The organism is Salmonirosea aquatica, from assembly GCF_009296315.1.
GTDB lineage: Bacteria > Bacteroidota > Bacteroidia > Cytophagales > Spirosomataceae > Salmonirosea > Salmonirosea aquatica.
Genome location: NZ_WHLY01000002.1, coordinates 4,611,852 through 4,631,110, shown reverse-complemented (window position 1 = coordinate 4,631,110; position 19,259 = coordinate 4,611,852). Strand labels below are relative to the sequence as shown.

Genomic DNA, 19,259 nt, shown 5'->3' with positions numbered 1-19,259 from the left:
CAGCAGTATCCGTTTGTGGATGGACTCTACTATCTGTTCATTATCGTCTTCATCATTCTGTTATTCGTGTTCTTTTCCTAAGCGGTGGTAGACAAAAGGTATCTATTCGTGGTCAATCCTCACTCGGGCACAAAACTCCGTCGCGAAGCCGATTCAATGGCAGTATGGCTTGAACAGCAGGCCAGGAAAGCAGGCCTCACGGCCAAAGCCATCATTACGCGGGCTCGGGGGCACGCTACTGATTTGGCCGCCGAGGCCGCTGCCACGCAAAAATGGGATACCGTAGTAGCAGTAGGAGGCGATGGTACCGTCAACGAAGTGGCCCGCGGATTGCTGTTCGCGCCGACTTCGCTGGGCATCCTGCCGCTGGGTTCGGGCAACGGGCTGGCTCGCCATTTGGGCATTCCGCTCACGCTATCGGCTGCCCTGCACCATCTGTTCGAGTGCCCGAGCGTGGTAATCGACAGCGCTACTCTGAACGGGCAGCCTTTTTTCTGCGTAGCCGGGCTGGGGTTCGATGCTTATGTAGGTCAGCTTTTCGGACAGCAGCCCCGGCGTGGCCTCGACACTTACGTGCGGGTATCGATGCAGGCGTACCTGGATTATCTCCCTCAGCGAATTCGGGTGGCAGGCCGCGACACGGAGATTTTTTCCCTCAGCTTTGCCAACGCCGGGCAATTTGGCAATAATGCTTGGGTGGCTCCCCACGCCGACCTCACCGACGGGCGGCTGGAGGTATGCACGGTGACGCCGTTTCCCAAGTGGTACGGTACGGCCCTCACGTTTCAGTTGTTTACCAAAGGTCTGAAACCCTCTACTTACATTTCGTACCAATCGTTACGCGAAATTACCGTAGAAACCGAACAGCCTACCCTGGTGCATTATGATGGAGAACCCTGGCAACTGGACACCGGGCGGATTGAAGTAAAGATCGTCCCCAAGAGTCTGCGGGTGAAGGCTTGAAGGAGTGATGAGTGATGAGTGATGAATGATGAATGATGAATGATGAAAAATATTGTGTCTGATGGGGTTTACCAATTTTTTCTTCAAAATATAACTTTCAACTGAATAAGACTATGTCAAAGAAAGCACGTTCCGGGATTGTATATTCTACCGACCCTACCTATGAATACCAGTCCAATGAAGATGACGAAGCCGAGACTCTGCCTGTTGGGCAGCAGGATTTACGCGTATGGCTCGACCGGAAGGGAGGCGGCAAAGTTGTGACTGTGGTGAAAGGCTTCGTAGGTACCCTAGCCGATATGGAGGCCCTGGCCAAGCAACTTAAAAATGTGTGCGGAAGCGGCGGTACCGCAAAAGACTACGAGATTCTGCTCCAGGGCGATCATCGCGACAAAGTGGTAACCTGGCTGCAGGCCAAAGGGTACAAGGCCAAGAAGGCAGGAGGGTAAGGGGGTACCTCCTCTTATAATACCGCCGTGCTGTCCACAGGTTCCGGCACAGGCAGAGGGGCCGGCTGGGGTTGGGGTAGTTGCTGCTGCTGTTGATACATCGGGGTGTTCTGCTGGGGTACCATTGGATTAGGTAGCACTTCTACGTGCGTCACCAGGTTTTTGGTATCACCTACCCACGGCAGCACGAAGAATTTCTCTTCGTAAGTCAGCGATACCCGGCTGCCCGTTTTGATGGCTTCTTCAATTTTGGCAATAGGTTCCTTATCGCTGCCATCTACCGAAAATTCCCACTGCGTGGCGTTGAGGGTACCCCCACCTTCATAAAGTCCGCCCACATTCAGAACACCCTCGTAGGTTTTAAAGACGTACCCTTTTTTGCTGAGTTTCACCACAAAACCACCCCGTTTCCCTTCGCTATAGTACCCAAAAGTAAGGTAGTAGAACACACCGAATATTAGGAGGAGGAATATACCCAAAATAACCCATTTTCGCATTGTGGTGACGGTTGAAGGTGGAAGAAACGGTATGCCGGAAAGGAAGTCGATAGCGAGTGTCCACGGACTGATCGCTATCGAAAGCCAAACTTCGCCATTTAGCCGGATTTTTCCAAGTGCCTACTTGGCACGGATAGCCTCCACAGGATCGAGCCGGGCAGCCAGCATGGCGGGCACAATGCCCGATAACACCCCGATCACGCTCGAAACGCCTAGCCCAAGGGCTATATTCTGGGGCAACAACACGACATCCAGGCTACCCAGCGGCAGGAAAGAGAGTAAGAATACAAAAAATATCCCTACTCCGCCCCCAACCAGGCTCAGCATAACTGCCTCAAACAGAAACTGGAACAGGATAAAGTAATTTTTGGCCCCCAGGGATTTCTGGATACCGATCAGATTAGTGCGTTCTTTCACCGATACGAACATGATGTTGGCAATTCCGAAGCCCCCCACCAGAATCGAAAAGCTACCAATGACCCAACCCGCCAGTGTCAGCACACCGAATAGCCCCGATATGGCTTGGGCGGCGGCTTCGGGGCGGTTGATCGAGAAATTATTCTCATCACGGGGCTTCAGGCCGCGCATGGTACGCATTAGCCCGGTTACCTCGGCTTCTACCTCATACAATCCCTCGTCGGACTCGTAGCCTTTCACCACAATGTCGGGGTCGGGGCGTCCCGACTGGAAGAGTTTGGCGAACGCATTGTAGGGAATCAGACACTTGGTATCGGGAGCTCCGCCGAAATCGACCAGACTCTCGCCTTTTTTCACCTGTACGCCGGCCACTACAAAGCGGTTTCCGGATAGCTTAAATTCCTTGCCGATAGGATTTCCACCCGGGAAGAGTGTTTCGGCAATATCGGCCCCAATGATCGCAACTTGTCGTCCGGCATCGGTTTCAATGGGCGAAAAATAGCGCCCTTCGGCGATGGGTACGTCCGAGATTTGGTTGTATTCGTACGAAACTCCCTGGATCAGAGCATTCATGCTATTAGAGCCATTCTTCACCACCGTATTGCCTTTGAAATCCATAACGGCTACAGCAGTGGCGTTTTCCAGATTGTCGTAGAGGTACTTATACTCCCGGTAATTGGGATTGGGCCACTGAAAGTACCTCCACCAGGGGTACTCCCCGCTGCCAAATCCCCACGGCCATTTTTGTACATAAAGTACCTTATCGCCGATAAAGCTCATGCTTTCCTTGATGTTACGTTCCAGGGAGTCCACAATCGTGAACACCGCCACAATGGCGAAGATACCCACCGTCACCCCCAGCAGCGACAAGATGGTGCGGGTGATGTTGGAGCGCAGCGCCTGCCAGGCAAAGCGAAAACTTTCAAGGATTTGTCGGATTAGTTTCATGGAAAAGACGCTAACTTAAAAAGGCCGTGTACGAGATAACCGAAATAGCTGGCAAAAGTTAAAAACCTGCCGCAAAGCTGCAAACCAAAAAGGATAAGTGGCAAGATAAGGGGGTGTAGGTGCCGGTGGGCCGGATGGTTTTTCAGAACGATGTAAAGTCAAACCAGAGCATTCATAAGGGTACCTTCCTGCGCTCGGCAGCTTATTTGCCGCTCAGCCAACTATTCTGGCGGCTATTGTGTTTTTCGTTCTAAATTTGCAGCTATCTTAACTCAACTATAGACCATTCATGTCAAGCGAAGTCATATTTTTTGCGGGATTTACCGTTTTTGTCATACTCGTCATGATGCTGGATCTGGGGGCATTCAGCCGTCAGAAAAGCCATATTGTCAGTTTTAAGGAAGCAGCCTCGTGGAGCGCCGTATGGGTAGCCCTGGCGTTAGGCTTTTATGTTTTTCTACGCTACTATGGCCACTGGGTACATGATATCAGCGATCCTTCCCACCTCGCCAGCGTCAAAAGCACCTACTACCCGAATCTGGTACTGCCGACGGACTTCGCCGCCGCCCTGAACGTTTTTCAGAGCAATATGGCGCTGGAATACATCACGGGGTACCTGGTGGAGTACTCGCTGTCGGTGGATAACATCTTTGTATTCATCCTCATTTTCAACTCCTTCGGAGTCCGGGAGGTTTACTACAAGAAAGTACTGGTGTGGGGTATCCTGGGGTCCATTGTGCTGCGTTTTGTTTTTATCTTCGTGGGCTCGGCCCTGATCCAGCAGTTCAGCTGGGTACTGTACATTTTCGGGGCTTTTCTGGTATACACGGGAATCAACATCCTCATTTCCAAGGACAAGGAAGAAGGCATCGACGTACAGAAGCACCCTGCCGTACGCCTTACCTCCCGGTACTTCAATGTATTTGAACGCTACGTGGTGGACAATTTCTTCATTCGCCGCAAGCAGGACAAAAAGCTCTACGTCACCCCGCTTTTCGTCGTGATGATCGTCATCGCCTTCACGGATGTCATTTTTGCGGTCGATTCCATTCCGGCCATTTTCTCTATTACCAAGGATCCTTACATCGTCTTCTTTTCCAATGTGTTCGCCATCATGGGGCTACGGTCGATGTTCTTTTTCCTGGTCAATATCATCGATATGTTTAGCTACCTCAAGTACGGTCTGGGCGTGTTGCTGACCTTTATTGGCCTCAAAATGCTTTTCGAACACCAGTTACACGAGTGGGGCTTCAACAATATGTATTCCTTGCTGGTCATCGTAGGCATTCTGGCCATCAGTATCGTTGCCTCGTTAATTTTCCCACCGAAGGAAAAGGTAGTCGTCGAAGTTAAAAAGTAAACGCGCTGTGCAAAACAACGTAACGACAAATGCTAAGAGTCAAGAATTCAGGCTTTTTACAAAAATAGCTTCAAGTTCGTCGGCCGAGCGCCGCAGAATGGATTCGTTCACACTTAGCAGTAAAGTCGTGGCGCTGTCCGCTCTGGCAATTACTCCATTTGTTTTCAATGTTTCAGCCAGTGTTTTGGCAGGTACCCCCTTTATCGTCAACCTGAACAGATTGGTACCCTCGGGAATTCGTTGTATCTCAAACTGGGGGTGCGTGGCTAATCGTTTGATCAGAGTTTCCGATTGCGTTACGGCTTTGGCAAACCGCTCCGGAAAACCCTCGGCGAAATGACCGGCCACCAGCGCAAAGGGCCAGGACTGGGGTAGCCCCGAGCCGAACATCCGGCGGGTATGGTACATGGGCGCAATAAGGCTTTTGGGGCCAGCCAGAATTGCGCCCGAAGCCGCATTGAAATACTTGTACAGCGATACATACACGGTATCAAACAAGGAAGAGTAGTCGGTCACTTTGACTCCGGTATAGGGCGTAGCCAGAAACAGTCGGGCGCCGTCGAGATGCATGCCGATATCATTGGCTTTGGCAAAGGCGGCAATCTTTTTCATTTCTGCAAAATCAAACACCTCCCCCATTTTTCGCCGAACGGGTGATTCGATGGAAATGGCCCCTACCCGGGCGGCCACCCGGCCACCGGCGGTACGCTTGACCACCTCCTCTACTTCGTCCAGCGTAAACGTAGCGCGGTTGGCCCCCAGCGGAATCAGATTCAGATTACTCAATAACTGACAGGCGTCACCCGTATCGTTGTAGATGTGGCTTTCGTGCTGGATGATAACCCGATGGCTGCTTTTTTCATGGCACAAAGCCCGCAGGGCCAGTTGGTTGGCCAGGGTACCTGTAGGCATGAAAATGGCGGCCTCTTTGCCCAACAGGGTCGCAAATTTTGTTTCCAAAGCTTCCACGCACCCACCTAGCGAATAGTTGTCGGCCTCAGCGGCATTGTCGGTCGTCAGCCGGGTAAGGAGTTGGCTGTACTCGTTTGGGGAAAGATAAAGTCCATCGCCCGAAAAACTTACAGGGTCGTTGCTGTTTTCGATGGGATTTGGCACCTTTCCGAAGCCAGGAGTACCCATGGCGGAAAGTAGGCTGGCGGCCGTAGCCTTTTTCAAAAAATCCCGTCGCTCCTGGCTTTTCATGAAAATGGGGTTAAAATTGAATACGGGATAAATTTACGATACAATCTGATCGGGTACAGTACCTTAGGGTACCTTTTTACCCGAGCGGGGCGTACCTCCGGAGAAGAAATTGTCTTATCCCTACCCAAAGGGTACCCGCCCATGGCAAAATTCAGAACTCGGGCATCATAGCTTTTGTAGCTTCCGTCTCATGCTACATTCGGTTATTGAACAAAAGCAAGATATAAATAGCTGATTTTTAGACTTCATGCTACTTTTCAGTATTACTTTTTATATTGACCAGGGTTATAACTGTTGCTACGCTTCTATGAAAAAATACTACATCTTCGCCAGCCTGTTGCTGGGAATATCCTCTTTGTCCCATGCCCAGCAGCCTGTCAGGGAATCCAAAGGTTTTTACCAGTTTCTGACCGACGATCCTAACCAGAAACCTTTTTACAGCGATCGCCAGGGTGTCATGGCCCAACAGGGAATGGTCGCTTCGGCACATCCCGAGTCGTCGCGCGTAGGGACTGCTATTCTTAAAAAGGGTGGCAATGCGGTGGATGCGGCGGTGGCGGTGCAGTTTGCACTGGCGGTGGTACATCCGTCGGCGGGCAACATCGGTGGCGGCGGATTTATGGTATTCCGGGCGGCCGATGGAAAAAGCTATACGCTGGATTTTCGGGAAAAAGCCCCGCTGAAAGGCAGCAAGGATATGTACCTCGATGCGCAGGGCAATGTGATTCCCCGGTTGAGTACGCTGGGACATCTGGCCAGCGGGGTACCTGGATCGGTTGCGGGCATGGCGGCGGCCCACGCGCGCTTCGGTAAACTACCCTGGGCCGATCTGCTGCAGCCTGCCATCGACCTGGCCCAAAAGGGCGTGATCCAGACCGACCGTGAAGCACGCGGCCTGAACGCCATCAAAGAATCCACGCAACAGGTCAATCCGGGCACTACGTACTTTCTCCGCTCCGATGGGCGCGCCTGGCAGGAAGGCGACACTCTGGTACAAAAAGACTTGGCTAAGGTACTCCGGGCCATCCAGAAAAAAGGCCGGGAAGGTTTTTATGCAGGGCGCGTAGCCCGGCAGCTCGCCAAAGAGATGAAAAAAAATAAGGGCATTATTTCAAAAAAAGATCTCAAAGAATACCAGGCCAAGTGGCGCGAGCCGATTATTGGCGATTATAAAAACTACAAGATCATCACCATGCCGCCTACATCGAGCGGCGGCGTGGCCCTCATGCAGTTGCTGCGGCTGACGGAACCCTACCCGCTTACACGTTGGGGCTGGAACACCGATTCTACCGCCCAGGTGATGATCGAGGCGGAACGCCGCGTGTATGCCGACCGCGCCAAGTTCCTCGGCGACCCCGATTTTGTGGACGTACCTGTGGACAAACTCATTAGCTACGACTATCTGAAAGAACGCTGGCAGGATTTCAGTTTCGACCAGGCTACCGATAGTAAAGCCGTGAGCGGGGGGAATCTGCCGGGTTACGAAAGCCTCGAGACGACGCACTTTTCCATTGTGGATAAAGACCGCAACGCCGTGGCCATCACCACTACGCTCAATGGGGGCTATGGGAGCAAGGTGATCGTAAAGGGCGGCGGTTTTTTCATGAACAACGAAATGGATGATTTCAGTGTGAAAGCGGGGGTACCCAACATGTTCGGACTAATAGGCAATAAAGCCAATGAGATTGCCCCTTCCAAGCGCATGTTATCTTCAATGACCCCGACCATCGTGGAAAAAGACGGCCAGCTATACATGGTGGTAGGTACCCCCGGCGGCTCGACGATTATTACGGCAGTATATCAGACCATCCTGAACGTGCTGGAACACGGCATGACGATGCAGCAGTCGGTGAATGCCCTGAAATTCCACCACCAGTGGCTACCCGACAAAACGGTTTTTGAGACGGGTGCTTTTACGGAAAACACGATCAACAAACTTCAAAACCGGGGCTACATTTTGGAACAGCAGCGCAACACCATGGGACGTATGGACTGCATTCTTGTGCTTCCCAATGGTACCCTGGAAGGGGCATCGGATCCCCGTGGGGACGATACGAGCGTAGGCTATTGAATTGATTTCGGAAAATAGCGTTCGCCACCGTGCATGAGCGCATAAAGGATTTATTCCAGTCTTTTTTCAAAAAATCGCACGCGTGTGTCACCTACATCGATATAGGTGATGGATGCATTTTCGTCGCCATATTTCTCAAAATCCGAGACGCGGCTATGTCCCACCACCTGATGAAAATTAGCGAGGTAGTTGTGTTTTGTCTCCGATTGGTCGGCCCAGATTGGCCCGCCGTAGGGGTGCCAGCCTCCACGCGACCGACCTACTTCAAACAGAATGTCACGGTATTCGCTTTCATGAATTGTATTGAGTGTTTCGGCCAAGCTATTTCCTTCGAATTTTTTCAGGGTATCAAGGTGGCGATCATACCAGCCTTGCGAAACACCCGCATGGGTGAGCAGGTACCTTCCCCGCTGCCAGGCGATTGCGAATAGGTCTATATGATCCAGAAACAGCTTACCCAGCGTTTCCTGTAAATCTGCCCGGTGGCCGGAACAGGAGTAGAGAGGGTAGTGTAGATACTGGGTGTCGTGGTTGCCGAGCAGCAGTGTAATCGTTTCGGGGCTGCTTTTTTTGAAGGCTATGATTTCCTCAAAATTCCGAAGTACCTCGTAATCGGGAATGGGTCGATGTGGATCCAGGTAATCGCCGATGAAGATGATATGGTCTGCTTCGCAATCTTTTATTTTTTTCCAGGTGCCACGACCGTGTACGTCACCGATGGCTATAATCTGCATAATTCAATGGCTTTTTGTCGCGTTTCCTGCTCTGTGGGCTAAAATAAACGGTTTTCCTGACTAATTATAGTGAAATTTGAGGTTTACAATTCACCCAACGCCCAAACCTTTCAATTTTTGAAGCATGAATCCTCCCGTACAAATCGTCGATGAAACAATCCTATCTGATAACTGGTACGTCCTTCGCAAATTCACTTTTGACTACCCCAAAAAAGACGGAACCTGGGAGCGGCAGTCGCGCGAGGCTTATGACCGGGGCAATGGGGCTACGATCCTACTGTATAATAAAGAAAAACAGACTGTGATTCTGACTCGTCAGTTTCGCCTGCCCACCTATATCAATGGAAATCCAACGGGTATGATGATCGAAGCCTGCGCGGGATTGCTGGATCGTGACAACCCGGAAGATTGTATACGCCGCGAAACGGAAGAAGAAACCGGCTACCTGCTTCGGGATGTGAAGAAGGTGTTTGAGGCCTATATGTCGCCAGGATCGGTGACAGAAATTCTGTACTTCTTCGTTGCTGAGTACAGCAAGGAGATGCAAGTCAGTGAAGGCGGCGGACATGCGGAAGAGCAGGAAAACATCGAAGTACTGGAGCTGGATTTTGAGCGGGCGCTGACGATGCTTAAAACGGGAGAAATCAAGGATGCCAAGACGATCATGCTCTTGCAGTACGCACAGATCCACAGGCTTCTGTAAAAAAAATGCTGGCAGAGATTGAACCTCTGCCAGCATGGATTTACTACGGATTCGGCTCTACGGTCGGTCCGGTCTTCTTGCCCGTAAATTTATCCATCAAGTCGCGCAGCATCTGTTCGGCATCAGGAAAATTGCCTTTCAGGGCATCGGCACCCTTTGTTTTGAGTTGCTCAAAGTATTCAGGGGCTTTGTCGACGGCACCTTCGGCTTCGTCACGCAGGTTGCTGGCCTTAGTCTTAAGATCTTCCAGCATTTTTTCTCCTTCTTCCGTTTGCAGGTACTTGTATAGGCTGGCACCGGCGGCGGCTCCCAGTACGAATGTGGCTAAGTGTTTGGCGTTCACGCTCATGGTTTCTAAGGGGTTTGGTTTGTGTAAATCCAAATGTACAAAAACTATTCCCGCTTCAGGGTACCATCCGTCACGTCATCCGACCGCCGAACTACTTAATTTCAAACACCGCCTGCATACGGTAGCTGAGTTTTATTTTCTGATAATCCAGATCGCTGTCCGGTACGGCATCGGCCGATTCCATCGCCATCATCCGCATATTGGATTTATACATGGGCTGCGGGTACGACGCTCCTTCTTCCAGTTCCCGGATTTCCAGGACGGGCCCTGCCTTTTCACCGATGGCATTCAGCAGAAAGGCCGCCTTTTCTTTGGCATTTTTCAGGGCTTCCACTTTTACCTGATTCTTAAACTCCTCCTTGCGCGAATGGTCCGCCCGGCTCATATTGGCGTACTGAATGCCCCGGCTATCTACCTTAGACAAGACGCCATCGAGTTTGTCGGCACGCTCCACTTTGAGCTGGTACTGTTTACTTTCCAGGAAAGTAGCGGGCTTTTTATTTTTATCCCACTGCTGTTGGTACCCTCCTACTCCGCTTACGGAAAGATTTTCCTTCGGCAGCCCGGCCTCGGCCACGGCCTGCACAAGTTGCTTTTCCAGGGTACTGATGAGTACCTTATCTTTTTGATTCTTTTCATCCTTGAAATACTCCCGTAATGAAACCGTGAAATACAGTTCGTCAGGCATGACCTCCATTTCGGAGAAGCCGGTCACTTCAATACGTCGGGTTTCTTTCGAGGGCATAGGGGTAGTTTGGGCCGAAGCAGGGAGAAGAGCACTCAAGCCGGCTAATAGGGCAGTGGCAAAAACAATACGTTGGTTCATGGCTAGCATATAAAAAATGGGTTTGTGATGCAATTTGGACAAGCAATGAGGGAATTTGTTTAAAAATTCCTGCCACCAAATTTCACAAACCCATTTCGGCTGACCGGTTTTGGCTATTCAGGCAGCACTTTCACCATTACGTTTTTATAATAAATCACGCTTTTGGGATCATGCCCCTGCAAAGCTACCGTCCCGTGGCTGAGCCGTTTCTGCGCGTCTTTTGGCTCAGCGGGCTCCGTATAGTCGTTGATTACCTTACCGTTTACCTTCACCGTTACGTGTTTGCCCTGTACCTCGATTTCCTCGGTGTACCATTCGCCATCCTTGGCATACACCTCCTTCACATCCTGAAACGAATACACGCTACCAGTTTTGCGCCAGTCGGTATGCGACTGGTTTACTTGAATCTCATACCCTTTGGCAGGCCAGCCGTCAGGCTGGTAGGCGGTGTGGATGAACATCCCCGAGTTAGCGCCGGGCATGGTCTTGATGTCAGCCTTGAACGCAAAATTCTTGAAGTCATGGTTACCCACGGGCCCTTCATAGAAAAGGTGCGCCCGGTCGCCCGCTACCTTGATCGTACCATCCTCAATGGTAAACGTACCCGGGCTATCAGTGGTGACTTTCCAGCCATCGAAGTTTTTACCATTGAAAATGGGTACCCAGCCTTTTTCTTTTTTCTGGGAGATTGCGGCGTCTTTGGCACAGCCGACAAAGAGGAAACTCAATGCGAGGATTCCGATGTATTTCATGAACATGATAGGTTGTATGAGTGATAAAACTGATTAAATGCAGCGTATGGGAAAAGGATACGCAGAGCGTTACTTACTTATCAGTATGAAAAGAGTAGTTGCTAAGGGCAAAAATAACGAATTACAGGACATCCACTACCACGGCAAAATTCTTTGCTCCGATAAACTTGACTGTGACATACTATTCCGGGTGATTGTGGTTTTCACCTCAAAATTCTGGTTAGTTATGTGTCCAGATACTAACAATTTCTGATGCAGAAATTAGGTCGGTTGAAATACAGCGGCAGCAACCACAGTCTGTTCGTGAAAGATAAGTACCGATCTTTTCCTTCCTAATCCTGCATCATAGTCAATTGTCCATTAGGCCCGAACTGAATAGTACCGGAAAGGTGCACTCCTTTGGCCGTTTGTGGCGAATTTATTTCAACAGTATGGGATTCTTTAATAAAGACTTCCGTCTCAGCTGCGGGAGAGGTACCATAACGCCAGGTGGCTATCTGCCCCCATGCTCCGGAATGCTGGCTTATCGGCGGCAATCCCTCTTGCTGCGTTCTGGGCAGTAAGCCTTGCGCTTCGCTCAGAAAAGCACTGCCAACCAGTGCATCGGCCCATTTCTGGGCGGCCAATATCTGTCCCAGCGGGTTGAAATGGAGGTTGTCGGTACGGCCAATATTGCTAATCTCATTCAGATTGGGTCCTTCATATATTTGGGAGTCCTCCGCAATAAGCTGCATTTGCGCGTCAAGAATATGATTGAGTGGGCCGTCTCGCCAGGCCGATTTCGCCATCATCCAAGGCAGGGTACCCTGCGACTCCTGCCGTGTTTTAGCAACCACTTGCTCAGAATAAAACTTAAATTCACTCGTCGAGCTTCCTGCATCGTTAACGCCATGTCCCGAAAGAATGCCTCGCATCCCAGTTACGGGAGCATACCGGATCAGCGTATTCCGAATATTCACGTAGGGCATGCGGATACCATATTTAATAAATCCGTGATCGAATGGAATATCATAGGCCGACTTGTAGGTCTGCTCCATGTTCGACCCGCCAAAGGCGGCACCATAAAAAAGGATGGGTACATTGAGCCGCCGGGCCAGCGAATCGCCCAACTGGCCCCAAAACCAGGCAATGGAATGAAAGGGCGCAATAGTGTCTTGCAAGTGACTGAAATTGAAGGGTAGGTAGGTGGTATCGGCAGTCTGATCGTAGTCCTTCCACATTTGCACGTTCGGGAATGTAACGCTACTCACCCGGTCGTCCAGGCTCCCCACCGAAGGGCTAGCCCCGCCCTGAGCATTGGAATGCCCCGCGATCAGGAAGACCTCCCCAATGCCCACGCGCTCCATCGTAACCGTCGGTTCTTCGGGAACGCCATTGCGTATTCCCCGTACTTCCAGATCGTACCAGCCACCTGCTCCTGATAAACTTCCTGAATAATATCCTGAGATGGGCTTCTCTTCGATGACCTGCCAGTTGGTCGTTATTCCCTGACCTGCTATTCTGGCTACCAGTCGCGCCTCCATACGGTCCAGGGTAGCGGAACACTTCCCTTTTACAAAGACAGCTGCGTTTCCGGCATTATCCTCCTGTAGAACAATCCGCTTGTAAGGGAAATCAATAGTAATCTGAGCAAAAAGGTAGTCCGGGCCGCAGATGAGGAGTAGGCAAAACAGGAAAACAATTCCTTTCCCTTTCCGGAAGGATTCAGGCTGATTCTTACGCAACATATCAACTTCACAAAGCCGAGGTGAAACAAATTTTGCGAAGTAACATAAAACTTTTAATTAAATGACTTGTGATAGGTAACTTATTTATAAATACCAATTGCTTTTATTTATAAACCTGCTCTTTCAGTAATCATATTGCTCTTTGGTTGCTCAATGACGCTTAATAAAATAGGGAAACCCAAAACTGGGTCTCCCTATCCACGCAATCCGCCATTTACTCCTTACTCATTTTACTCTTTACTTGCGACCGGGGCCAAATTTTTTGCCATGATGCATGGGCTTATCCAGGGCTTTATTGAAAGTTCCATCTGCATTGAAAAGCAGTACCACGGGTTTGCTGTCTGACACCAGCATGACGAAGTATTCACCCGCCTCATTGGTTCCGGCATGCTTGATTTCGGCTCCGGCGTAGGTAGCTGCCACATAGTCCGTGATTGATGCAGGCAAATCGACCACCGCTACCTCGGTCAGTTTAGCGTGCTGCTTGTAGTGCTTCAATTCCTCCTTGAAATTACCCGCACTGTCAAACAGAAGGCCTTTGGGGGTACCATCCGCCAGAGTCAATCCTATCACGACATTACCCGACTCGTCTGTGGCTGCAAATTTCAGCGTGGCCCCGTCGTAATTGGCACTGATGTGAGCGGTAACCGCCGCCGGAATAGCGGCCTCGGCCAATTCCATCAACCTACCCTTGCACTTCATTTTAGTCGTCGAATCGGCCTCTACCGAATAGCGGGCCGCCGATAGCGTCATAGCCTCAAATGCGGTGTCGTTTACCGGGGCAAGGCTGTCCTTTTGGCAACCCAGGATAAGCAGCCCCAGTACGGAGGCCATCATAAAAACAGTTAACTTCATAGTTTGGAAATTATAAGGTGATCTGAAGAAATATTGTGTTTTGATACCGGTTTCAGTGGACAGTACGTAAGTGGTCGAGTGAATGTGGCAATCCACCGATAAATATTATTATCATTAATATTTATCGGTGGATTGCCACGGACAGCGCCTTTGCGGCGTACTATTTTAAAAGCGCAACCCTTTACTCACCTTGCTATTCAGGAAAAATACCTCCTTCTCAGAGAACGACTTCGAGAGCGTGCTCCAAGCGTGCATCCACGGTGATAATCAGGCACAGCGGGTACTCTTTAAGCAGTACTTTGGCTATGCCAAAAGTATTAGCCTGCGCTATGCCTCTACCCGCGAAGACGCCGAGGAAGTATTGAACGAAGGATTTCTGAAAGTTTTTCAGAACTTGGGGAAATACGATCTCCAGCAACCCTTCAAACCCTGGATGCGAACCATTCTGATCAATACCGCCATTAGTTATTACCGTAAGCACGGGAAGCACCAGCGGGACACCGTCACACTGGAAGACGCCCCCTACACCCGGTTTGACGATCAGGTTTTGGAAAAAATCACAGCGGATGAAATTCTGGAACTAGTACAGCAATTGCGGCCCGTGTACCGCAACGTATTTATGATGTATGCCATCGATGGGTACAGTCACCGGGAGATTGCCGAATTGCTTGCGGTCAACGAGGCGACGGTACGTTCTCACTACGTGCGGGCCCGGACACGCCTGCAGCACTTGATTAAACAATATTATCCCGATCTGTTTCCTACGGACTGGGGGGTACAGTCTTATAAGCAAAATGAAAACTAACCGATTTGACGAAATTTTACGCCGAAAACTCGAAAGTATACAACCCGACTTTCAGGATCAGGACTGGGACGCCTGGCAAGCCTTCCGGCAGCATGCCACACCTACCTTCTGGCAAACCTACGGCCATTGGCTGGGTTATGCAGTGGCTACCGTCACTACGGCCGTCATGGTGGTGTTGTACGTCAACCAATCCAATCAGAATCAGGATTTGCTGAAAGAAATGCAGGCGCTCAAACAACAGCTTACCACCACGGACAAAAGCAGCCAAGTCCGTAGCGACTCAGCTGCTTCGGGTGGTGTTTCCCGCGGAGAAGTACCCCTTTCTTCGCCCCTACCCGATACGGTGTACGTAGTGGAGTGCAGAACCGTATACATTGAGCGTCCGCCCGGTATCGAATCCACCGAAAACGTAGAAGACGCCCGCCCCGTTGCGGACCCGGAACTTAGGAAAACACCAGACGTTTCGGAAAAGACTGGCATCGCAAAGAACCAGCGGAAGCAGGCAGACAACCCAACACCGGGTGCACCATTGCCTGCAACCGAAGAGGCGATTGTCCATACCAACCCCCGCGTTTCGGAACAGGACTACAAAACCGACCCCAAGCCAGGGGCTGCCCTTCCTACTCCGAACGGGATACGCCAGTCGGAAGACCTGACAAAACCAATCGGCAAAGTACCTTCTAAGGGTACCCTACCCGTAGGTACTGGTTTGGATTCTGAAGCTAAGCCTTCGCTAACAGCCGTGAAGAACTACGATTCAGAGCGCCTTGACCTAGGAGAAATCGTAGCCTTGCCCACTCCTGTGTATACCAAACCGGCCACGAACGTCTACCGTCGTCTGCAAGGCCGGATGCCACAGCCCGCCAGAACCGCAGCTCCCGAGCAACGCCTGGCTCAAGTGGAAAAACCAGCGCAGACCAATCAAAAAACCGAGGTACCTATTTCCATTCAAAAGGTAGAGAAAGTAGCTAAGGACGAACGGCTTCTGCCCGATTTTGGCCTGGGACTCCCCTACCGGGTGGGCGCAGGCCAGCTGTGGGAGGGACGGACGAAAGCCTTGGGGGTTTGGAATGAGGTCTTGCTTGGCAAACACTGGTCCGTGCAAGGGGGGCTGACCTTCCAGAAACTGGAAGACCAGAAATTCTATAATGATCGGATATTTCGGGAAAAAACCCACGAAGACTTCCGTAAGGAACACGCCAAACCTTTCCCTCAAAGTTTCGAGATCTTTAATATCACAATCGAAACTACTCTGTTTCAGATTCCCCTCAATCTGAACTATCGGGGCGAACTGGGCCATAATTTCGCCTATTTTGCCGGGGTAGGTACCACTCTGAACCTGCGGGCCAGGCAGGAATTATCGTTCGATTTCAGACTTCCTACCAATGATTTCGGTGAGCAAAGCGCCGAGCGCACCGTACCTTTCCCGCTTATCAACAATGTGAACCTACAGGCCGGCGTTGAAAAGCGCTGGAGTCCCATTGTACTTCAGGCAAGTCTGCTCCTCGACAACCGATTCAAGCCCCTACCCGGCCTCGATGACCGCACCGGCTTGGGGCTACAGATGAAGCTGTTATATGAGTTGGGAACGGCAAAAAAGAAATAGGAAAAAGGGGCAATTCCGGGACTGAATGGCTATTTTTGGCGGTCATTAACTGGATATACCTTGAAATTAGCCGCAATAGATATTGGTTCCAATGGTGCCCGGATGCAGATTTCGTCCGTACTGCACGACGATGGCCTGACCCGCTTCAAAAAAGTCGAGTATGTTCGGTTTCCTTTGCGTTTGGGGCATGATGTCTTCACAGAAGGGCGTATTTCCTTATTCAGTGAAGACCGCATGATGAAGCTCATGCTGGCCTACCAACTCCTGATGGAGCTGCACGAGGTGGACGATCACATGGCGCTGGCTACCTCGGCCATGCGCGAAGCGGCTAATGGCCAGGAGGTACGCGACCGGATCGAGGCCCGCACGGGTATCCACATCCAGATCATCGACGGACAGAAAGAAGCAGAATTAGTCAACAACGTTGTAGTTCAGTCCCTGGGCGCGGGCCAGTACATCCATGTGGATGTAGGTGGCGGCAGCACCGAACTGAATGTGTATCTCGACCGTATAAAACTGAAAGCCAAATCCTTTAAGCTGGGATCAGTACGGCTGCTGGAAGGTAAGGAATCAAAAAACGCCTGGACTCAGGTGCGTGACTGGATTGGCGAGAACGTGAACCATACGTTACCGATTCAGGCCGTAGGTACGGGCGGTAACATCAACAAGCTCTTCGACTTATCCTCCAAGCTCACCCAAAGTGCTGCGAGCGTGACCGAAATCGAGCGTATGAGGAATTATATTGCCAGTTTTACGCTGGAAGAGCGTATTCACAAACTGCAACTGAATCCCGACCGTGCCGATGTAATTGTCCCGGCCGGTGATATTTATCTTTCCGCCATGAAATGGGCCGGGGCCGAAATCGTCCATGTGCCCGATGTCGGCCTGAAAGACGGTATCCTGAAACTACTGCACGACCGCCTTATGCGCAAGAAAAAGTGATGCCCTGACCCAAGGTACCCCAACCCTACCAAACCTGATCGAGATCCTTGGCCGTGTAGCGGTGATTGCGCTCAGTGAAGGCTGAATCCTTATTTTCGCTTCTCAATCCGAGTGGATTCTTCCGTCCCATCCGGGACAAAACGGCAATTGGGAATAGAAACACAAAGAAGATGATGGATAGCAAGATGCGCCCGTTGATGGCACCCAGTACTTCGGCTATCTTGAACCATCCCTTCACAATTAAGTCGCCCACCACGGGAATAGCAATGCACAGAATGCCGATGGCCGCCGCCGCGTAGAGTATCCAGGGGTACCTTGCCTTGAAAATAAAATAAATGACAACCAGTCCGGTTACGATGACTAGCTGGGCTTTGGCCTTTTCGGCCTCTGTGAGTTTTTCCATTGTTATGTTTTGACGGGGTCCCCCGTGCGATGAGAGATTGAATGAATTACGGGGTCGCCGGTGCGGTGAATGTTGCTTGTCACCCTCTACACTTTTATGCTCTCAATCTCTCCTTCATTCATTCAAAATTAAAACAAAGTATAAATAAACGGAGCTACCGCCGAACCGCCACCGATTACAATCAGTACACCAATGAGCAGCAGGACAATAATCACCGGAGCAAGCCACCATTTTTTGCGCTCCCGCATAAAGGAAAATAAGTCTCTGAGAAAATCCATATCGTATTATTAGTTTTTTGGTTGATTTTTAAAGCCCCTAAGTATGAATCGGTTTTTCCCGGAATTTTACTTATTGGGTTTATAATTTTTTATCAAGTCCTACGACCAGGCTTCGTTTCGGCTTTATACGACCGGCCCATTTAAGCCCTTATTTCTATCTTTTTTCCTGCTTTCCCCTTTCTTCCATCACTCCAAAAACCCGCTCGGCCATCAGGGCATTTACGGCGGCTCCGGCATGGCCATCGTTCTTACCTACCACCCGGTCTTTATCGGCAATTTGGGCGATGCCGTCCGTAAGGGTTACTACTGTCACACCATGGGCTTTCAGATACTCTTCCACAGGTTTCGTATACTGCGCGCTTTTATCTAATTGGAACAGGAACGGCACAAAAACCGCATACATACTAGCACCCGTGCTGTCGCGGTAGGCCAGCATTTGGGATAGATCCCGGAAATGGGCGTTCAGGACGGTGGAATCGGTGTACGCTTTTTGCACAAAGTTTTCGAAGGTACTGAACGATGCGTGTGGCAATTGCCAGTACACAAAATTAGGCAAATAAAACCTTTTGACTACCGTAGCCAATGGTCCCTGTAGGTCGTTATAAGGTTCGGCGCCGGTGAGCGTAAGGCCGTTTTCGCGAGCGGCCTTTTCGATATCATTTGGAAAATACTGTAGTACGATCACATCGGGCTTGACCGGGAATTCAATCAGGCGTCTGGCTTCGTCACGCGTGTCAGAACCCGACACACCCAAATTATAGACTACGTACCGGTCCTTGCCCAGCTTACTTTCCAACTGATCCGAAAAACGATCGTCCAGATGCTCCAGACCATGCCCGGCAGCAAACGAATCGCCAATGACCAGTACGTTTGTTTTATTCGTTCCTTTTTCGATTTCCTTGTCGCGGTAGCCCTGCGCATTGACGGGCTTCCAGTACTTTTCCCACCAGATTTGCGATGCTTTGGAAAGTACTCCCTCGTGGCTCTGAGGAATATACATGAAGAAGATTTCCAGAAACACCAGTACGACCACCAAGGGTACCATCAGCGTCACAACATTGGCAACCAACCCTTTGGCCTTACTCTTAACTACGCCGTAATAAAAAATGCGCAGAATTTCGATGAGAAATAACAGCCAGAAAACCGTTTTGGTGAGGCGGATGTAAAAGCTGTCGCTCTGTGGAAAACCAGGATAATCAAAGGTGATGTGAAACTTATCGGGATAGAAAAGAAACACGAAAATCAAGGCCAAAAAGGCTAGGCGGATAATACTGGTTACGATTTTTGAAGCCATAGGTCATCAATTGTGAATGCATGAATGAGGGTTTGAAAGTCGACGGTTGAATCTCAAAATCCTAACATCCACAATCC

General features: G+C 50.4%; 20 protein-coding genes. 8 read left to right on the top strand and 12 right to left on the bottom strand.

Annotated elements, in window-relative coordinates; genetic code table 11:
* Positions 1 to 108: 108 nt before the first annotated feature.
* Positions 109 to 963 carry a diacylglycerol/lipid kinase family protein gene (locus tag GBK04_RS20160; RefSeq protein WP_373331163.1) on the top strand — a complete coding sequence of 285 codons (855 nt, stop codon included), beginning with the start codon at positions 109 to 111 and terminating at the stop codon, positions 961 to 963.
* Positions 964 to 1,076: 113 nt separating this feature from the next.
* Complete coding sequence (locus tag GBK04_RS20155; protein WP_152762792.1) at positions 1,077 to 1,412, top strand: translation initiation factor; 336 nt, start codon at positions 1,077 to 1,079, stop codon at positions 1,410 to 1,412.
* Positions 1,413 to 1,426: 14 nt separating this feature from the next.
* Here GBK04_RS20155 and GBK04_RS20150 read toward each other — a convergent pair whose 3' ends face one another.
* Complete coding sequence (locus GBK04_RS20150; RefSeq protein WP_152762790.1) at positions 1,427 to 1,909, bottom strand: hypothetical protein; 483 nt, start codon at positions 1,907 to 1,909, stop codon at positions 1,427 to 1,429.
* Between the two features lie 120 nt (positions 1,910 to 2,029).
* Positions 2,030 to 3,274 carry an ABC transporter permease gene (locus tag GBK04_RS20145; protein WP_152762788.1) on the bottom strand — a complete coding sequence of 415 codons (1,245 nt, stop codon included), beginning with the start codon at positions 3,272 to 3,274 and terminating at the stop codon, positions 2,030 to 2,032.
* A 289-nt stretch (positions 3,275 to 3,563) separates the two neighbouring features.
* Between GBK04_RS20145 and GBK04_RS20140 the strand changes: the two genes are divergently transcribed.
* Complete coding sequence (locus GBK04_RS20140; RefSeq protein ID WP_152762786.1) at positions 3,564 to 4,634, top strand: TerC/Alx family metal homeostasis membrane protein; 1,071 nt, start codon at positions 3,564 to 3,566, stop codon at positions 4,632 to 4,634.
* Between the two features lie 39 nt (positions 4,635 to 4,673).
* Here GBK04_RS20140 and GBK04_RS20135 read toward each other — a convergent pair whose 3' ends face one another.
* Positions 4,674 to 5,837, bottom strand: a complete 1,164-nt coding sequence (locus tag GBK04_RS20135) for a threonine aldolase family protein (protein WP_152766254.1) — start codon at positions 5,835 to 5,837, stop codon at positions 4,674 to 4,676.
* Positions 5,838 to 6,144: 307 nt separating this feature from the next.
* Here GBK04_RS20135 and ggt point away from each other — a divergent pair, with 307 nt between their 5' ends.
* Complete coding sequence (ggt, locus tag GBK04_RS20130; protein WP_152762784.1) at positions 6,145 to 7,908, top strand: gamma-glutamyltransferase; 1,764 nt, start codon at positions 6,145 to 6,147, stop codon at positions 7,906 to 7,908.
* 50 nt (positions 7,909 to 7,958) lie between these two features.
* Here ggt and GBK04_RS20125 read toward each other — a convergent pair whose 3' ends face one another.
* Positions 7,959 to 8,642, bottom strand: a complete 684-nt coding sequence (locus GBK04_RS20125; RefSeq protein WP_152762782.1) for a metallophosphoesterase — start codon at positions 8,640 to 8,642, stop codon at positions 7,959 to 7,961.
* 124 nt (positions 8,643 to 8,766) lie between these two features.
* Here GBK04_RS20125 and nudK point away from each other — a divergent pair, with 124 nt between their 5' ends.
* On the top strand, positions 8,767 to 9,345 hold the full coding sequence (gene nudK / locus GBK04_RS20120) for a GDP-mannose pyrophosphatase NudK (RefSeq protein ID WP_152762780.1): 579 nt from the start codon (positions 8,767 to 8,769) through the stop codon (positions 9,343 to 9,345).
* Positions 9,346 to 9,388: 43 nt separating this feature from the next.
* Here the strand turns inward: nudK and GBK04_RS20115 are convergent, their stop codons facing one another.
* From GBK04_RS20115 to GBK04_RS20095, 5 genes are all read right to left on the bottom strand, one after another.
* Positions 9,389 to 9,694, bottom strand: coding sequence for a YtxH domain-containing protein (locus GBK04_RS20115; protein ID WP_152762778.1), 306 nt, complete (start codon positions 9,692 to 9,694; stop codon positions 9,389 to 9,391).
* Between the two features lie 91 nt (positions 9,695 to 9,785).
* Positions 9,786 to 10,520 (bottom strand): SIMPL domain-containing protein, encoded by a 735-nt coding sequence (locus tag GBK04_RS20110; protein ID WP_152762776.1) that lies wholly within the window; start codon positions 10,518 to 10,520, stop codon positions 9,786 to 9,788.
* Positions 10,521 to 10,633: 113 nt separating this feature from the next.
* Complete coding sequence (locus GBK04_RS20105; protein WP_373331162.1) at positions 10,634 to 11,272, bottom strand: 3-keto-disaccharide hydrolase; 639 nt, start codon at positions 11,270 to 11,272, stop codon at positions 10,634 to 10,636.
* A gap of 332 nt (positions 11,273 to 11,604) precedes the next feature.
* Positions 11,605 to 12,999: a hypothetical protein gene (locus GBK04_RS20100; RefSeq protein WP_152762772.1), complete on the bottom strand. Its 1,395-nt coding sequence runs from the start codon at positions 12,997 to 12,999 to the stop codon at positions 11,605 to 11,607.
* Between the two features lie 237 nt (positions 13,000 to 13,236).
* Positions 13,237 to 13,854 carry a hypothetical protein gene (locus tag GBK04_RS20095; RefSeq protein ID WP_152762770.1) on the bottom strand — a complete coding sequence of 206 codons (618 nt, stop codon included), beginning with the start codon at positions 13,852 to 13,854 and terminating at the stop codon, positions 13,237 to 13,239.
* Between the two features lie 190 nt (positions 13,855 to 14,044).
* On the opposite strand from GBK04_RS20095, the gene GBK04_RS20090 reads away from it, so the two are divergent.
* From GBK04_RS20090 to GBK04_RS20080, 3 genes are read left to right on the top strand one after another with little or no spacing between them, the layout of a single operon-like run.
* Positions 14,045 to 14,659 (top strand): RNA polymerase sigma factor, encoded by a 615-nt coding sequence (locus GBK04_RS20090; protein WP_152762768.1) that lies wholly within the window; start codon positions 14,045 to 14,047, stop codon positions 14,657 to 14,659.
* The gene (locus GBK04_RS20085) at positions 14,649 to 16,265 is read left to right on the top strand and encodes a hypothetical protein (protein ID WP_152762766.1); all 1,617 of its coding nucleotides are present in this window, start codon (positions 14,649 to 14,651) and stop codon (positions 16,263 to 16,265) included. The genes GBK04_RS20090 and GBK04_RS20085 overlap by 11 nt, the downstream gene beginning before the upstream one ends.
* Before the next feature lie 60 nt (positions 16,266 to 16,325).
* Positions 16,326 to 17,207 carry a Ppx/GppA phosphatase family protein gene (locus tag GBK04_RS20080; protein ID WP_152762764.1) on the top strand — a complete coding sequence of 294 codons (882 nt, stop codon included), beginning with the start codon at positions 16,326 to 16,328 and terminating at the stop codon, positions 17,205 to 17,207.
* A 25-nt stretch (positions 17,208 to 17,232) separates the two neighbouring features.
* Here the strand turns inward: GBK04_RS20080 and GBK04_RS20075 are convergent, their stop codons facing one another.
* The 3 genes from GBK04_RS20075 to GBK04_RS20070 form a co-directional block, all read right to left on the bottom strand.
* On the bottom strand, positions 17,233 to 17,610 hold the full coding sequence (locus GBK04_RS20075) for an SxtJ family membrane protein (protein WP_152762762.1): 378 nt from the start codon (positions 17,608 to 17,610) through the stop codon (positions 17,233 to 17,235).
* A gap of 128 nt (positions 17,611 to 17,738) precedes the next feature.
* A complete protein-coding gene (locus GBK04_RS30850) occupies positions 17,739 to 17,888 on the bottom strand; it encodes a DUF5989 family protein (RefSeq protein WP_373331161.1) in 150 nt (49 codons plus the stop codon).
* Between the two features lie 154 nt (positions 17,889 to 18,042).
* Complete coding sequence (locus GBK04_RS20070; protein ID WP_152762760.1) at positions 18,043 to 19,182, bottom strand: SGNH/GDSL hydrolase family protein; 1,140 nt, start codon at positions 19,180 to 19,182, stop codon at positions 18,043 to 18,045.
* Between the last annotated feature and the right edge of the window lie 77 nt (positions 19,183 to 19,259).

What these genes read in the sequence shown, in the direction of transcription:
- GBK04_RS20085 (WP_152762766.1), top strand. Translation starts at nt 14,649, where the DNA reads ATGAAAACTAACCGATTTGACGAAATTTTACGCCGAAAACTCGAAAGT.
- GBK04_RS20115 (WP_152762778.1), bottom strand. Translation starts at nt 9,694, where the DNA reads ATGAGCGTGAACGCCAAACACTTAGCCACATTCGTACTGGGAGCCGCC.
- nudK (WP_152762780.1), top strand. Translation starts at nt 8,767, where the DNA reads ATGAATCCTCCCGTACAAATCGTCGATGAAACAATCCTATCTGATAAC.
- GBK04_RS20100 (WP_152762772.1), bottom strand. Translation starts at nt 12,999, where the DNA reads ATGTTGCGTAAGAATCAGCCTGAATCCTTCCGGAAAGGGAAAGGAATT.
- GBK04_RS20150 (WP_152762790.1), bottom strand. Translation starts at nt 1,909, where the DNA reads ATGCGAAAATGGGTTATTTTGGGTATATTCCTCCTCCTAATATTCGGT.
- GBK04_RS20110 (WP_152762776.1), bottom strand. Translation starts at nt 10,520, where the DNA reads ATGAACCAACGTATTGTTTTTGCCACTGCCCTATTAGCCGGCTTGAGT.
- GBK04_RS20155 (WP_152762792.1), top strand. Translation starts at nt 1,077, where the DNA reads ATGTCAAAGAAAGCACGTTCCGGGATTGTATATTCTACCGACCCTACC.
- GBK04_RS20070 (WP_152762760.1), bottom strand. Translation starts at nt 19,182, where the DNA reads ATGGCTTCAAAAATCGTAACCAGTATTATCCGCCTAGCCTTTTTGGCC.
- GBK04_RS20105 (WP_373331162.1), bottom strand. Translation starts at nt 11,272, where the DNA reads ATGAAATACATCGGAATCCTCGCATTGAGTTTCCTCTTTGTCGGCTGT.
- GBK04_RS20140 (WP_152762786.1), top strand. Translation starts at nt 3,564, where the DNA reads ATGTCAAGCGAAGTCATATTTTTTGCGGGATTTACCGTTTTTGTCATA.
- GBK04_RS20075 (WP_152762762.1), bottom strand. Translation starts at nt 17,610, where the DNA reads ATGGAAAAACTCACAGAGGCCGAAAAGGCCAAAGCCCAGCTAGTCATC.
- GBK04_RS20095 (WP_152762770.1), bottom strand. Translation starts at nt 13,854, where the DNA reads ATGAAGTTAACTGTTTTTATGATGGCCTCCGTACTGGGGCTGCTTATC.
- GBK04_RS20125 (WP_152762782.1), bottom strand. Translation starts at nt 8,642, where the DNA reads ATGCAGATTATAGCCATCGGTGACGTACACGGTCGTGGCACCTGGAAA.
- GBK04_RS20145 (WP_152762788.1), bottom strand. Translation starts at nt 3,274, where the DNA reads ATGAAACTAATCCGACAAATCCTTGAAAGTTTTCGCTTTGCCTGGCAG.
- GBK04_RS30850 (WP_373331161.1), bottom strand. Translation starts at nt 17,888, where the DNA reads ATGGATTTTCTCAGAGACTTATTTTCCTTTATGCGGGAGCGCAAAAAA.
- ggt (WP_152762784.1), top strand. Translation starts at nt 6,145, where the DNA reads ATGAAAAAATACTACATCTTCGCCAGCCTGTTGCTGGGAATATCCTCT.
- GBK04_RS20135 (WP_152766254.1), bottom strand. Translation starts at nt 5,837, where the DNA reads ATGAAAAGCCAGGAGCGACGGGATTTTTTGAAAAAGGCTACGGCCGCC.